Origin of the sequence: Thalassotalea atypica (assembly GCF_030295975.1) — a bacterium.
Lineage (GTDB): Bacteria > Pseudomonadota > Gammaproteobacteria > Enterobacterales > Alteromonadaceae > Thalassotalea_F > Thalassotalea_F atypica.
Window position 1 is genome coordinate 1,423,826 of record NZ_AP027364.1, and the last position, 15,142, is coordinate 1,438,967.

Consider the following 15,142-nt stretch of genomic DNA (forward strand, 5'->3'; position numbering starts at 1 on the left):
GGATTCCTTTAGGCTTATAACGCCCGGATAAAGGGCTGGTAATAGTTTTGCTAAAATGTGAAGCGAAGTGGAACCGAGCAAACTGTTAGCAGTCCAGTTCTTAATGCGCTTGTATGGTGTTTCTAAGCCATTTTAATGCTTTTTCTTTATCTAAAAATGTTTGTGTACTACTATCAGAGTGTTTTTCAAGTACTTGAGCTTGGATACTATTAGAAATCACAACTGCTGTTTTTATACATCCGTTTGTATTGAACCAATTCCATATGAATTGGCATCTCTTGATTGTTTCAGGAGAACCAAGGACTTCTGAATCCCACATTTCTAGATGCTTCCATTTGTTATAAGTTCTATTTAATACAGATTCTTGTAGTAAAGGTACGCTAACCTCTATACCTTCTTCGTTAAATGGACCTTTGACTATTAAAGCAAAAATGTCTTCTACCCATGAGAAAGAAATGTTCCCGTGACTATTCATATGTTCCTTAATATTTTAAAGATTTAAATTGAATAAACTTAGTTAAATGATCTGATTACCTACTCTGAGTATCACTGACACCTATCGCCGTAATAAGCGGCTAAGTAATGCTTGCTAAAATGTGAAACGAAGCGGAGCCGAGCAAGCATTACGTGTCCGACGTGATTGGGGATTGAATTATGGATAGCATAAGTGTAAATCAATTTAGAGACAACTTAAAAACATACGTAGAGAAAACAGTTAGCGAACATGAACCTATAAAGGTTAATAGACGAGCTGGTGATGCTTTTATTGTAATGAGTGCTGAAGATTGGGAACGCGAGCAAGAAACTTTACAGGTTTTACAGAGCAATAGTTTGATGCAACAAATTGCTGATTCGATGAAAACACATACCAAAAATAAAGGCTATAAACCAACACAAGAGCAATTAGATGAGATCACTAACCTTTGAAGGTAAGACGTGGCTCATATACGAGCAATTAAGAGAAAAAGATAAAAGACTTCATAAAGCACTATGCAAAATGCTCCCTTTCTACAAATGAGAACTTTTACACTCCGTTAAAAGTGGCACTTACACTAGACTGTGTATTTACACAGTTGATTATTGTTTTATTTGGATATTTATGTTTTCCGTTTTTATGGCTTATGTCGCTGAAAAATGCAATTTAGAAGATACGCTAAACGAACTATTGAGACTTATTGGTATTGGATAAAAGCGTTTATTAACTTTAACGCGAAGCAGCGCCCTAATCTTTTACACGATCGAGAAGTGGAGAGTATTCTTACCTACCTAATAACACACATCAATGTTACACCTAAAACCCAAGCTGTAGCATTAAATGCGCTGGTTTTCATGTGTCGGCACATATTGAGCAACCCATTAACTTTGGAGTTAACGTCTACACGGTTAAGTGCTGATCCTGAAACAGGAGAGATCAGGCACATCATATTAATCGCACCGTATTACGAAAAGCGATTAAATAGGCAGGTATTGTATCTGGTGTAAATACGCAAGTGACTAGTCATACTTTGCATCATTCATTTTTCTACTCATCTACTTCAATGTGGCACCAATATTACAACCATACAAAAGTAGCTAGGCCACATCGATATCCGAACAACACAAGTCTACACGTATGAAATAAAACAGGGGGCTAATGGTGTCAATAGCCCCTGGATGATTTACGTAGCTTTGGTTTTTGAATAAAGCTACTTTGTTGCGCCTTTCATATCACGCACAAATTCGCCTAAAACGTTAAGCATAGCGGCGTTATCGCTTAAATTATTTTCAATAATTTTAACCACAGCCGAGCCACTAATTGCGCCTTTAGCGCCACTTGTTATGGCTTGCTTAACTTGTTCAGGAGATGAAATACCAAAGCCCAATATCGCTGGGGCTGCTTGGTATTCATTAAGCGCGTTAATTAAACTGTCGGCTGGCATATTGGCTTTGGTTTCTGTGCCAGTAACACCTGCGCGGCTAAGTACGTAGGTGTAACCTTTACTAAAGGCGGCTACTTCTTTTAATGTCTCTGTACTGGCATTAGGCGGAGCAATAAAGATTGGTGCAATATTGTTTGCTAACGCGGCTTGTTTAAACGGTTCGCTTTCTCTAATAGGAACATCGGCAATTAAAATGGAGTCAACACCTGCTTGGTTCATATCACGGTAAAAGTTATTAATTCCTCGGGCAAATACTAAGTTGCCATACAGTAATAATCCAATAGGAATTTGCGGTGCGTATTCGCGTACCTTCCTTAAAATTTCAATACAAGTGTCTGTATTTACGTTTGAACTTAATGCTCGAATGCCAGCATCTTGAATAGTAATACCGTCAGCACTTGGGTCAGAAAACGGAATACCTAGTTCAAGTGCGTCCGCGCCGTTGTCAATTAGGGTTTTAATGATCTCGAACGATTGCTCAGGGTTAGGGTCGCCAATGGTAACAAAAGGAATAAAAGCACCTTCGTTTTGCGCTGACAAACGTTCAAACAATTGGTTGTATCGTGCGCCTACTGGTTTGTTATGTTCGTTCATTACGATACTCCTTCTGATGAACTAGTTGCAGGGGACAAAATAGAATGAACGTGGGCTAGGTCTTTATCGCCTCGACCAGATAAGTTCACTAAAAAAACCGTGTCTTCAGTGACCACATCAGCCATTTTCATAGCTTGAGCAAGTGCGTGTGATGATTCTAACGCCGGAATAATGCCTTCGTTCATTGCCAATGCTTGGAATGCCTCTAATGCTTCATCGTCGTTAATAGGCACATATTGTGCGCGACCAGTTTCTTTTAAAAACGCATGTTGTGGACCAACACCAGGGTAATCAAGCCCCGCTGAAACAGAGTATGATTCTTCAATTTGACCGTTCTTGTCTTGCATAATGTAGGTGTAGTTACCGTGTAACATACCTTTTGAACCCGCTGACAAAGTTGCGCCATGTTGGTCTGTATCAACACCTTTACCACCAGCTTCTACGCCAATTAGTTTGACGTCAGTTTCCTTGATAAAGTCATTAAACATACCAATAGCGTTTGAGCCACCACCAACACAAGCAATTACGTAGTCAGGTAATTTCCCTTCCTCTGCAAGTAGCTGTTGTTTGGCTTCTTCGCCGATCATTTTTTGAAATTCACGTACGATGGTAGGGAACGGGTGAGGGCCTGCGGCGGTGCCTAGTAAATAATGTGCATCTTCATAATTACCTGACCAGTCTCTTAACGCTTCGTTTACTGCATCTTTAAGTGTGCCACTACCAGCGGTGACGGGAATTACCGTTGCGCCCATTAATTTCATACGAAATACATTAGGTTGTTGGCGTTCACAGTCTTTTGCGCCCATGTAAACGCGACATTTTAAGCCCAATAATGAACAAGCAATAGCGGTGGCTACGCCGTGTTGACCAGCACCAGTTTCAGCGATAATCTCGGTTTTTCCCATACGTTTAGCTAACAGTGCTTGTCCTAACACTTGGTTAGTTTTATGGGCACCGCCGTGCAATAAGTCTTCACGTTTAAGGTAAATTTTTGCTTTTTTGTTTGTAGACAAATTTCTACATAAAGTCAGTGGTGTAGGACGTCCGGCGTAATTAGTTAAAAGGCCGTTGAACTCATCTAAAAAAGCTTGGTCGTTTTGTGAATCAATAAATGCTTGTTCAAGTTGCTCAAGCGCCGGCACAAGTAGTTCGCTAACGAACATGCCACCAAAGTCGCCAAAATAGGGCGCAAGTGTTTGGTTTTGATCCTTGTTATCATTTAAAAGTGTCATGTTAATAATTCCGTAGTTGGGCAAAAACTTCATTAATTTTTGCACTCGATTTTTCACCTGGGTTTGATTCAACACCTGAGTTGATATCAAGACCGAATAATTCTTGTTGATTAAGCACGTTAATGGCTTCATTTATGTTTTCTGTACTTAAGCCGCCTGCAAGAAAGCAACGATCTAAGGTTTGTTCTGTGTCATGTAAATGTTGCCATCGAAACACTTGGCCGCTACCGGCATTTTTGCCATCAAGCACGTAATGGCTTACGTCTAAATCAAGGTTTGGTACTTGCTCGTCAACGCTGGCCGCTTTCCATATTTGAACCGAGGTTGGTAGTTTCGCTTTTAAACGTGCCACATAGTCATTGTCTTCTTGTCCGTGAAGTTGTACCGCGGATAAATTAAGGCTGGTGGCAAGTTCAACAATGTCCATAATTTTATGGTTAACAAATACACCAACATAGTTTAGATTTGCTGGACTGTTGGTTATAGCAATGGCTTGTTCTTTGGTGACAAAACGCGGCGATTTTTCTGCAAAAATAAGCCCACCATAAACTGCTCCCGCTTGCGCCGCGTATTTAGCGTGTTCTGGTTTGGTTAAGCCACAAATTTTGTGGTGGCCAAATATCAGTTTGCGACAAGCAAGATCAATATTATTTTCAGCCATCACTGAACTGCCAACTAAAAAACCACTAACCGCAGGCGCTAGTTCTCGCACTTGTGCGTTGGTGTATATACCAGACTCTGAAATAACAATTCTGTCATCAGGAATATGTGGCGCAAATTCAAATGTACGTGCAATGTCGGTTGATAAATCACGTAAGTCGCGATTGTTAATACCAATTAATTTAGCGTCTAGCGTAATCGCCCGTTCAAGTTCTTCGTGGTTTGATACTTCTGTTAAAATTGATAAGTCGTAAGTTTTTGCGACATTAGCTAATTCAGTATATTGCTCGTCATTTAACACGCTTAGCATTAGTAAAATAGCATCTGCGCCATAATAACGGGCAAGGTGCACTTGGTAAGTGTCAATGAAGAAGTCTTTGTTTAACACCGGACAATTCACTAATCTACTGACCGTTTCTAGGTATTCATATTTGCCCTGAAAGTACTTTTCGTCGGTAAGTACGGATATACCTGCCGCGTATTTATCGTAAGTGTTAGCAATGTGTTCAACGTTAAAATCTTCTCTGATCAAGCCTTTTGACGGAGAAGCCTTCTTACACTCTAAAATAAAGCCCGCATTGTCTTGAGATAACGCATCATACAAGCACCTTGTCGACGGCGTAAGTTGGTTAATAAAGCTGTCTAATGGCAGCGATTGTTTATGCTGCGCAACCGTTTGCACTTTATCTTCTACAATTTTTGCTAAAACATTCGGTAACTTTTTAATGCTAGCAACGACTGATTCTGCCATGTGGTTAGCTGCCTTGTTCTTGTTGCTGGTTTGATATTAACACTAGTTCAGCAAGTGTTTCCGCCGCCTTACCTGAGGCCAACACTTCTGCTGCAATGTTTGCTGCATCTTTTAAGTTGTCTGTTTTTTCATGTAAGTAGAGTAGGGCTGCGCAGTTAATAATAACCGCTGCATTGTGCGCCTGTAGCCCGTTGCCCGCTAAAATAGCTTGAATAAAGGCCGCGTTCTCTTGAGGTGTACCGCCTTTAATGTCTTCAAGGGTATAGCTTTCTAAGCCAAAATCAGCAGGGCATATGGTTTTTGGGGTCAATTGACCTCTGTTAATTTCAGTTACTTGGGTTTGACCATGCAGTGCTATTTCGTCTAAACCACTACCATGGACTACCCAGCCGCGTTTCACACCAGTTAGTGGCAAAGCTTTAGCCATCACATCAATGAGCTCTGGTGTATAAACACCCAATAACATGGTTTCAGGTGAAGCAGGGTTGACCAATGGGCCTAAAATATTAAACAGGGTGCGAATGCCCATGGCTTTTCGCACCGGACCTGCGTGTTTAAAGCCGGGGTGATACGCCGGTGCATATAAAAAACATAAATTGGCGTTTGCCAAGCATTTCGCTGCCGTATCTGGCGACATGGTTAAGTTAACACCAAGCGCTTCAAGTAAGTCGGCAGAGCCTGACATTGACGAAACACTACGGTTGCCGTGTTTGGCCATTTTCAAGCCACAAGCGGCGGCTAGAATAGCAGCGGTTGTTGAAATATTAATGGTATTTGCGCCATCGCCACCTGTACCTACACAATCAGAGACGGCAAAATCTAACTCTGGGAATGCTGTTGCGTGTTGACGCACAGCAACGGCGGCTCCTGCGATTTCTTCTGATGTTTCACCTTTAATTTTTAGTGCGGTTAATACCGAGGCTAAATATTCAGGCGCAATATCACCTGTCATCACGTGGTTAAAAAATTCGGTTGTTTCGTTTTGAGTTAACGACGTGCCGCTAACAAGTTTATCTAGAATGTTGCTCATAATGTCTCTTCCTTTAGCTCATTTGTGTTTCTATTGCGCTTATGGGTGTTAAGCAAATGGCAAATCGCTTGTTTCAATAAATGGCTACCATAGGTCGTTAAAATTGACTCAGGGTGAAACTGAAAACCTAAGATGGCATCTTGAGGATGCTCCACTGCCATTACTAAAGAACTTTCTTTTGAAAATTCGACTTGCGCTGTGGTAATGAGTTGTTCGGGCATTTTGGTGGCCACTAATGAATGATAGCGCGCAACAGGCACAGGGTTTTGAATGGCTTGAAAAGCGCCTTTTGCCGTGTGCGTCATCATCGATGATTTACCGTGCACTATTTCTGGGGCGCGGCCGATAATACCACCGTAATGTTGAATGAGTGCCTGATGACCTAAACAAATGCCTAAAATGGGGAATTGTCCTACGGCTTTTTCAATTAACGTCATTAAACAGCCCGCGTCTGTTGGTTCACCAGGTCCTGGCGAAAGCACCAACATGGCATTATCGCCCGCAAGTTTAAGTTGTTCAATAATGTAGTCAGCGCTGATGGTGTTACGGTAGACCTTTGGCTCAAACCCTAGCTGATAAAATTCATCAACAAGGTTGTAGGTGAATGAGTCAAAATTATCTAACATGATAATTTGAGGTTTATTGCTGTTAAGCAAACTTGAATTGATTGTTTGTCCAGTCATTACTCGTTACCTCCTAACAACGTATTTGCTTTTTGAACAGCGGAGAGTACTGCTTGTGCTTTTTGACGAGTTTCGTTGGCTTCTGCTTGCGGGTTTGAATCGTAAACAACGCCTGCGCCTGCTTGAACGTGAGCAATACTGTGTTTCACAAACGCAGAGCGAATAACAATACAAGTGTCCATATCACCATTGCCCGTAATGTAACCAACCGCGCCACCGTAACTGCCGCGACGTTTCCCTTCACATTGCCTGATCAGCTGCGTTGCTTTAACTTTCGGGGCACCTGAAAGTGTGCCCATGTTCATGCAAGCTTGGTAGGCATGAAGGGCATCTAAATCAGGCTTTAATTCACCGCACACGCGTGACACTAAATGCATGACATGTGAGTAACGGTCGACTTTTAAAAGCTCCGCTACGTGTCTTGTGCCGGGGCTTGAAACACGAGCGATATCGTTACGGGCTAAATCAACTAACATGGTGTGCTCGGCAAGCTCTTTTTGGTCTTGTCTTAGCTCAAGTTCAATGCGGCTGTCTAAATCCAGTGAGAGTTTACCTGAGCTGTCAAAGCCGCGAGGACGAGTGCCAGCAATAGGGTAAAGCTCTACTTGTCTATTTGAGTGTTGATATTTCAAAGCCGACTCAGGTGAAGCGCCAAACATGACAAAATCATCATCTTTTAAGTAAAACATGTATGGACTAGGGTTTGTCTGTTTTAGCACTTTGTAAGCCATAACAGAGTCAGGGCAAGCCAGTGAGAATGTACGAGATGGTACGACTTGGAAAATGTTACCCGCACGAATGTGTTCTTTTAAGTCATCAACAATGGCGCAAAACTGCTGGTCGGAAATATCCACCGATACATTATTGATGAGCTTATCATCGCCAGTGCTTTTTACTGGTGCATTAATTAAGACTTCATTATCGCTGTCCGAAATACCCGTCGTTAATGTTTCTTTGATGTTGGATAAGCGTCGACTGATTTCAAAATAACATTTTTGTTGGTTTGGTCCTGAAAATACGTTACCAATAATTTCGCTAGCACGCTTTTCGTGGTCGATAATCACTAACGTTTCTGCCAGATAAAAAACAAAGTCAGGACAAGTGTTATCACCGTCTTCTACTTCGGGTAATGTTTCAGCAACTGACATTAAGTCAAAAGCAAAAGCGCCACCTAAAAATATCGCAAACGGGTGATGGTCTTCATTGCTCATTGCTTCAAAGCAACGTAGTGCTTCAAAGACATTAGTGGCTTTAAGGCGAGCGTTTTCGTCTAAATTACTGTCAACGGCGGAGAATGTCGCGACTAAGCTAAGGTCAGTTGCTTCAATGTGCGCTTCATCTTGAAGTTTCGTTTTGGCAAAAGCTAATGCAGCTTGTCCGTTTAGTGTTAAAGCGCTCATTTTGACTTGATTACCGCAACATACAATTTTTACTGCTGCGTCGGTTAATAATAAGCTCTTCAACTGATGCTTTTTATCTATTTCGGCGGACTCTAATAAGACACTATTGTTTTTGTCACCGCACAGGCGTTGATAAACCGCGAGCGGATCTTTTTGATAGTTTGCACTGCCAAATAGCGTATTTACTGAGCCAATTTCTGTGTTTATGTTCGTTTTCATAATGAATGCTTTAAAGGCTTTTACCAGCCGCCGTAATAAAAGGTTTAATGTCTGCCATTAACTGGGCAAAGTCATCGGCAGTAAGTGCTTGATGACCATCAGATAGCGCTTCTTTAGGGTTTAAATGCGCTTCGACAATGATACCGTCAGCACCCACCGCAGCAGCTGCTCGTGAAAGTGGATTGATGAGCGATTTAACGCCGGTGCCGTGAGATGGGTCAACTAACACGGGTAAGTGTGTCTTTTCTTTGAGGTAAGCCACGGCGTTCAAATCAAGGGTATTGCGTGTCGCGGTTTCAAACGTGCGAATGCCACGTTCGCATAAAATAACGTTAGGGTTGCCGGCATCGACAATGTATTCAGCCGCCAGCAATAATTCTTCAATGGTGGCACTCATGCCTCGTTTAAGTAAAACAGGCTTATTTTGTTTACCAACGGCTTCAAGTAAACGATAGTTCTGCATGTTTCTGGCGCCAATTTGAAAGCAATCAACATAAGTTGACATTAAATCAGCATCACTGGGGTCGATAATTTCTGACACAACGGGGAGCTGATATTGGGTTTTCGCGGCTTTAAGTAATTTTAATCCTTCCTCGCCTAACCCTTGGAAACTGTATGGGCTGGTGCGGGGTTTGTATGCACCACCTCGTAATAATGGCACTTGATGAGATTTGATCATTTCGGCGACACTGAATAGCTGTTCTTGGCTTTCTACTGAGCAAGGCCCAGCAATTACGGTGAAGTTTCCACCTCCAACTTTAACGCCACCAATTGAAATAGTCGAGTCGTGCGCTTGAAGTTCGCGACTTACCAATTTATAGGGACTTAATACTGGCTTGATTTGGTCAACCATAGGGTAGCTGTCTAAGTGCAGTTGTCTTAGTACACGTTCATCCCCGAGTGCACCTAATACGGTGCGTTCTACACCGGGCATATAAAGTGGTTTTAAGCCAAGGCTGGCAATTTTATCTAGAATTTCGTTAGCATCGCTTTCAGATGCGTTTGGTTTTAATACAATAATCATCAGTTTTCCTTTATTCGTTAGTTTCTCGTGTCATCCGGCGTAAATGGGCAATAGCCACCACATAAACCAACTTTTTACTTTTATCGTTAACATTACTTTTACCTTGTTTGTAGGCTTCTTTGTTTATCAAAACAACAAGCTTAAGAACGAAAAAACCCGCTTAAAAAGCGGGTCCTCATAATATTTTTTGCGTATACGCAAACATCACAACCCACTTATGTAGAGTTATGCCACCACCAAATCATTGTGTTTGTTTGTTTTGCGAATTGCATGTTTTGTCCTAGTATTTTCTCAAGTCTCGTTTATTCAAACTGATCAAAACATTGCCTTGCGGATACTTGTTTCAATAGCCAGTGAATAAGCGTAAAATAATCACCCATATAGAAGACATCAAATTTGAATCTATGTCAACTGCTGTTTCAGACAATATTAATCAAAAACAAACTAATAAGCGTTTCGACCTGCATAGCCATACTAATCTTTCTGATGGCAAATTATCTCCGAAAGAGCTGATAGACAGGGCGGAGAACTTCCAGCTTGATGTGCTGGCAATAACTGACCACGACACGACTGCGGCATTAGATATTGCCAATCGGTATATCAGTGAAACAAATAAAAAAATCGAATTGGTCAATGGTATTGAGTTTTCTACTAGTTGGAGGAACTTTGAAATTCATATTGTGGGTTTAAATATCGACCCTGATAATGAAAGCCTGCAATCACTGATAAGTAATCAGCAAAATGCGCGTGAACAGCGAGCAATAGCTATGGGCGAAAAATTAGCAAAGTGCGGTTTTGATAACATGCTAGAAAAAGCCAAGTTGCTTGCCGGTGAGGGTAGTATAACGCGAGCACATTTTGCCCAAGTATTATTGAATGAAGGGGCTGTGCCGAAAATGCAGGCAGCATTCGATAAATACATTGGCAAAGGTAAGCGTGCTTTTGTCAAACCTACATGGTGTGATATTTCTAACGCGGTTGATGCTATTCATCAAGCGGGCGGCGTTGCAGTAATGGCGCACCCCATGCGATACGACATGACCGCTAAATGGTTAAAACGCCTGTTGAGTGATTTTAAAGCCGCTGGCGGTGACGGCATGGAAATCGTATTGCCGCAAATGAACCCCGAACAAAGACGACTTATGCTAAGTTATTGTCTAGAATATGAATTGTATGCGTCGCTTGGTTCAGATTTTCACTACCCAAGTAAATGGAGTGATCTTGGACGCAATTTAACTTTACCTGATAGCTGCAAGCCTGTGTGGCAGTTATGGCAATCATAGGAGCTTTTTGTGAGCCAATTTTTCTATGTTCATCCAGATAACCCGCAAGGGCGATTAATGAAGCAAGCTGCCGCCATGATTAAGGAAGGGGCGGTTGTTGTCTATCCTACTGATTCTGGCTACGCGCTAGGTTGTCATATTGGTGACAAAAAAGCGTTAGAGCGGATCTGCCAAATAAGAAATATCGATACCGATCATGATTTTGCCTTGGTGTGTCGTGATTTATCTGAATTGTCTGATTACGCTAAAGTCGATAATACCGCATTTAGATTAATGAAAAATAACACCCCAGGGGCGTACACCTTTATATTTAAAGCGACCAAAGAAGTACCGCGCCGACTAATGAACCCCAAGAAGAAAACCATTGGTATTCGCATTCCAAACAATGAAATTGCTCAGGCATTATTAGAAGAGTTAGGCGAGCCATTAATGTCGACGACATTGATTATGCCAAATGAAGATATGGCAGAATATGATCCTGAGCATATTCGCGATATCTTGGAGAAACGTGTTGACCTTATCCTTAATGGCGGATATTTAGGTGAACATCCAACCACGGTTATCGACTTTTCAGAAGGGGAAGTTGATATTTTACGTGTTGGTGAAGGTGATGCTGAACCGTTTAGGTAAAGCTTGACGCGGAGTGTAAATTCATTGCTAAAGTGAGCGAACCATAAATTGAATGACGTGTTAAATAAACAAAGCGGTGAAATGATGCAACAGGAATTGCCCATCGCTTTGGTGCGCGGTGAGCGTGTTGTGGAAAAGCCGCAAGATTTGTTTATTCCTTCGCGGGCTTTGGAAATTCAACTCAAAGAGTTTGAGGGCCCTCTGGATTTTTTGCTGTATCTCATTAAAAAACAAAAGTTTGATATTGTTGATTTGCCTATATCACCAATCACAACACAATATTTTGAGTACTTAGAATCGGTAGAAGAACAGGGCATTGAACTAGCCGCTGAATACTTGCTGATGGCGGCGACATTGGCGCAAATTAAATCCAAGATGTTATTACCTAAACAAATCATCGAGGATGAGGAAGTAGATCCACGTGCTGAATTAGTTCGCAAACTGCAAGAATATGAGCTGATGAAACGAGCCAGTGAATTACTTGAAGAACTGCCTCAATCTGGCAGGGATTATCATGTTGCTGATGTTTTACTGGCTGATAATCTCGTTAAACCAGAACAAGAATATGATCTGGGCTTATCGCAATTAGTGTCTGCGTTTCAAGAAGTACTTTCGAGACAAGCGGCCTTTGAACACCATCATATTGAAAAAGAGTCGATCTCGACTAAAGATAAGATTGAGCAGGTTTTATTAATGCTAGCGTCTGATGCAACTACATATCATTCGTTTCATCAATTACTAGTCCTCGAACAGGGCAGGGTTGGCGTGATTGTCACGTTTTTGGCTATATTGGAGTTAGTCAAAGAAGAACGCGTATTGTGCCGAGTGGGCAATGAAAATGAAGAATTTGGTATTAGGATTGCCGCATGATTTTGTCTTACCTAGGTTTTATTGGTGTGATTGTATTTATCGGTCATTTGGTGAGTAACTCATGATGGATAGCGAGTCAGAAGCATTGCCTGAAAATCAACTGAAACCATTGGTTGAGGCTGCCATTTTTTCGGCAGGTAAACCGGTTTCGATTAAATTTATCAAAGAAAATTTGCTACAAGGGCAAAATATTAAAACCCAATCAATTGTGAGCGTTATTGCCGAACTAACGCAAGATTATCACAATCGCGGGGTCGAATTAGTCAAATTAAGTAATGGATATCGATTTCAAACAAATTCTTCATTGAGTGAACAGTTAGCGAGCATGTATAATGAGAAAATACATAAAACATCGCCAGCGTTAATGGAAACACTCGCGATAATTGCTTACAAGCAACCCATCACCCGCAGTGAAATTGAAGTTATTCGTGGTGTGGCGGTAAGTAGTCATATTGTAAAAACGTTAACTGAGCGGCAGTGGATAAAAGTAGTTGGGCATAAAGAAGTTCCTGGTCGGCCAGCAATGCTAGGTACCACCCATGAATTCTTGAACTACTTTTCATTAGATTCACTCAAGCAACTACCAGAAATAATGCCAATAACTGAGTCAACCGCGACGGCTGACTTGCCATTTAAAATAGAGACAGAGGCGTAGCATTTAATTGATAAATGTGAAGCTACTGACGAATGAGATTTGACCTATGTCTGAAAAGTTACAGAAGGTATTAGCTAGAGCGGGTAAAGGCTCTCGACGTGAAATGGAAACGGTGATCAGTGCCGGACGCGTAAGTGTTAATGGAAAAACCGCTTATTTGGGGGATCGTGTTGAAGGTGATGAGCAAATTCGCATCGACGGTCATACTGTTGTGCTTGAAGCGCAATCAGAGCAAATTTGCCGCGTATTAATGTACAACAAACCTGAAGGTGAAATGTGTACCCGCAAAGATCCTGAAGGGCGTCCAACGGTTTTTGATCGTTTACCTCCGTTAGAAGGAGGGCGTTGGGTAGCGGTTGGCCGCTTGGATATTAATACTTCGGGCATGTTGCTGTTTACTAATGATGGTGAATTAGCCAATCGATTAATGCACCCATCACATAAAGTAGAACGAGAATATGCGGTACGTGTATTTGGTGAAGTTAACGAAGCTATGCTTCAAACGTTACGCCATGGCGTTAAACTTGAAGATGGACCAGCTAAATTCCAAAAAATTACTTACCGTGGTGGTGAAGGAAGAAACCATTGGTTCCATGTAGTGCTTTCTGAAGGGCGAAATCGAGAAGTTAGACGTTTATGGGAAAGCCAAGACGTACAAGTGAGTCGTTTGATTCGTGTCAGGTACGGCGATATTAACTTACAGCGCCAATTACCATTAGGTGGATGGACTGAGTTAGGACTAAAAGATGTCAATTATTACCGTAAATTAGTACAGCTGCCCCATGAAACGCAAAGTAAAGTGAAAGTCACTGAAAAAGGAATTGATAACGCTAAAAACAGGCGCATACGTCGCAGCGTTAAAAAGCATCAATCTCGTCATCAACAAGCAGTACGTAGAAGAAGAACATAACGAGCCCCCACTTGGTTTATTTTGAAAAATAAGCTAACGTGCCAACGGCTTTATTATTATTTTACAGTCATAATAAAGTCGTTTATTTAACCTTCCGCTGTCGAACAAGAGTTACAACGTGCCAATACACTACATCCAAGACCAAGACACTTTAACTGCCATTTGTGCGCAGTATGCTCAATCGCCTGTCCTTACTATTGATACTGAATTTGTTCGAACGCGTACCCTTTACCCAAAGCTAGGGTTATTGCAAGTTAGTAATGGTGATGATATTGCCCTTATTGACCCAATCGTAATTGATGACTTAACACCGTTTTGGGCCTTGCTAACGGATGCAAGTATTACAAAAGTGCTACACGCCTGTTCGGAAGACCTAGAGGTGTTTCTTACGTCGGCCAACTGTAAACCTGTCAACCTCATTGATTCTCAAGTGATGATGTCATTTTTGGGACATGGACTATCCATGGGCTATGCTGCGATGGTGAATCATTACCTTGACATCGAATTAGACAAATCAGAATCGCGCACCGATTGGACTAAACGTCCGTTGTCAGACCGTCAGTTAGCTTATGCACAAGCGGATGTTAAATACCTTTTTGAAATTTACCCGATCATTGCCAAAGAGCTAGAGCAAACGGGCTGGCTTGTAGCAGCGCAGCAAGAAACGCAATTGATGATTGAACGAAAGTTTACACCTATTGATGCCGACGAAATGTACCGCGCGGTTAAGATGGGGTGGCGATTAAATCCTAAGCAATTAAATCGACTGAAACTGCTTGCAACATGGCGATACCAGCAGGCACAACAGCGTGATTTGCCGATCAGCTTTATTGCTAAAGATAATACTTTAATGGCATTGGCTCAGCACAACCCAAGAAATGTTGGCACTATGGCGGGGTTAGAAGGAGCTGAGGTACTTGATGTTCGACACAAAGGCAAAGCAATGCTAAATGTGTTGAAAAAAGCAGAAGCTATATCGGAAGCTGAGTTTCCAGAAAAAATTATTCGTTTAGACGAATACCCAAGCTACAAACAAACGTACAAAAAAGTAAAGAGCTTTATTGCAGACGTTGCCAATAGCAGTGGCTTAACACCTGAAAATTTGGCGTCTAAAAAGCAAGTGAACCAATTCTTGTCATGGCATTTTAAAATCAATAATATGGAAGAGCAGGAAAACAAAGTGGATATTTTACTTGATTGGCGATTGGCGTTGTTTGGAGAGAAACTGCTCGCTTTTGCCAACAATGGTTTTAAATAAAATACCAATGGTCAAGGTATTAGC

The 15,142-nt window shown here is 41.6% G+C and carries 16 protein-coding genes; 8 read left to right on the forward strand and 8 right to left on the reverse strand.

Translation table 11 applies throughout. The features are described from left to right. Positions 1-100 precede the first annotated feature (100 nt). Entirely contained in the window at positions 101-475 is a 375-nt protein-coding gene (locus QUE03_RS06600) for a hypothetical protein (RefSeq protein ID WP_286266369.1), read from the reverse strand. A 179-nt stretch (positions 476-654) separates the two neighbouring features. Between QUE03_RS06600 and QUE03_RS06605 the strand changes: the two genes are divergently transcribed. Then, positions 655-927: a type II toxin-antitoxin system Phd/YefM family antitoxin gene (locus tag QUE03_RS06605; protein WP_286266371.1), complete on the forward strand. Its 273-nt coding sequence runs from the start codon at positions 655-657 to the stop codon at positions 925-927. Between the two features lie 207 nt (positions 928-1,134). Further along, complete coding sequence (locus QUE03_RS06610) at positions 1,135-1,482, forward strand: site-specific integrase (RefSeq protein WP_286266374.1); 348 nt, start codon at positions 1,135-1,137, stop codon at positions 1,480-1,482. 203 nt (positions 1,483-1,685) lie between these two features. On the opposite strand, the gene trpA is transcribed toward QUE03_RS06610, so the two are convergent. From trpA to aroF, 7 genes are read right to left on the reverse strand one after another with little or no spacing between them, the layout of a single operon-like run. Next, positions 1,686-2,513: a tryptophan synthase subunit alpha gene (gene trpA, locus QUE03_RS06615; protein ID WP_286266377.1), complete on the reverse strand. Its 828-nt coding sequence runs from the start codon at positions 2,511-2,513 to the stop codon at positions 1,686-1,688. Next, complete coding sequence (gene trpB / locus QUE03_RS06620; protein ID WP_286266378.1) at positions 2,513-3,745, reverse strand: tryptophan synthase subunit beta; 1,233 nt, start codon at positions 3,743-3,745, stop codon at positions 2,513-2,515. The genes trpA and trpB overlap by 1 nt, the downstream gene beginning before the upstream one ends. A gap of 1 nt (position 3,746) precedes the next feature. After that, positions 3,747-5,156: a bifunctional indole-3-glycerol-phosphate synthase TrpC/phosphoribosylanthranilate isomerase TrpF gene (trpCF, locus tag QUE03_RS06625; RefSeq protein ID WP_286266380.1), complete on the reverse strand. Its 1,410-nt coding sequence runs from the start codon at positions 5,154-5,156 to the stop codon at positions 3,747-3,749. Between the two features lie 4 nt (positions 5,157-5,160). Continuing rightward, positions 5,161-6,186 carry an anthranilate phosphoribosyltransferase gene (gene trpD / locus QUE03_RS06630; RefSeq protein WP_286266382.1) on the reverse strand — a complete coding sequence of 342 codons (1,026 nt, stop codon included), beginning with the start codon at positions 6,184-6,186 and terminating at the stop codon, positions 5,161-5,163. Then, positions 6,183-6,869: an aminodeoxychorismate/anthranilate synthase component II gene (locus tag QUE03_RS06635; protein WP_286266385.1), complete on the reverse strand. Its 687-nt coding sequence runs from the start codon at positions 6,867-6,869 to the stop codon at positions 6,183-6,185. The genes trpD and QUE03_RS06635 overlap by 4 nt, the downstream gene beginning before the upstream one ends. Next, complete coding sequence (locus QUE03_RS06640; RefSeq protein WP_286266387.1) at positions 6,869-8,488, reverse strand: anthranilate synthase component 1; 1,620 nt, start codon at positions 8,486-8,488, stop codon at positions 6,869-6,871. The genes QUE03_RS06635 and QUE03_RS06640 overlap by 1 nt, the downstream gene beginning before the upstream one ends. Before the next feature lie 10 nt (positions 8,489-8,498). Then, positions 8,499-9,512: a 3-deoxy-7-phosphoheptulonate synthase gene (gene aroF / locus QUE03_RS06645; RefSeq protein WP_286266389.1), complete on the reverse strand. Its 1,014-nt coding sequence runs from the start codon at positions 9,510-9,512 to the stop codon at positions 8,499-8,501. 404 nt (positions 9,513-9,916) lie between these two features. Between aroF and rnm the strand changes: the two genes are divergently transcribed. The 6 genes from rnm to rnd all read left to right on the forward strand — a co-directional run bounded on the left by rnm (position 9,917) and on the right by rnd (position 15,118). Further along, positions 9,917-10,795: an RNase RNM gene (rnm, locus tag QUE03_RS06650; protein WP_286267782.1), complete on the forward strand. Its 879-nt coding sequence runs from the start codon at positions 9,917-9,919 to the stop codon at positions 10,793-10,795. 9 nt (positions 10,796-10,804) lie between these two features. Next, a complete protein-coding gene (locus QUE03_RS06655) occupies positions 10,805-11,425 on the forward strand; it encodes an L-threonylcarbamoyladenylate synthase (RefSeq protein WP_286266391.1) in 621 nt (206 codons plus the stop codon). A 57-nt stretch (positions 11,426-11,482) separates the two neighbouring features. Then, the gene (locus QUE03_RS06660) at positions 11,483-12,295 is read left to right on the forward strand and encodes a segregation and condensation protein A (RefSeq protein ID WP_286266393.1); all 813 of its coding nucleotides are present in this window, start codon (positions 11,483-11,485) and stop codon (positions 12,293-12,295) included. Positions 12,296-12,356: 61 nt separating this feature from the next. Next, positions 12,357-12,950 (forward strand): SMC-Scp complex subunit ScpB, encoded by a 594-nt coding sequence (gene scpB / locus QUE03_RS06665; protein WP_286266395.1) that lies wholly within the window; start codon positions 12,357-12,359, stop codon positions 12,948-12,950. Between the two features lie 46 nt (positions 12,951-12,996). Then, a complete protein-coding gene (gene rluB, locus QUE03_RS06670; protein WP_286266397.1) occupies positions 12,997-13,860 on the forward strand; it encodes a 23S rRNA pseudouridine(2605) synthase RluB in 864 nt (287 codons plus the stop codon). A gap of 118 nt (positions 13,861-13,978) precedes the next feature. Then, complete coding sequence (gene rnd / locus QUE03_RS06675; protein ID WP_286266399.1) at positions 13,979-15,118, forward strand: ribonuclease D; 1,140 nt, start codon at positions 13,979-13,981, stop codon at positions 15,116-15,118. Positions 15,119-15,142: the final 24 nt, after the last annotated feature.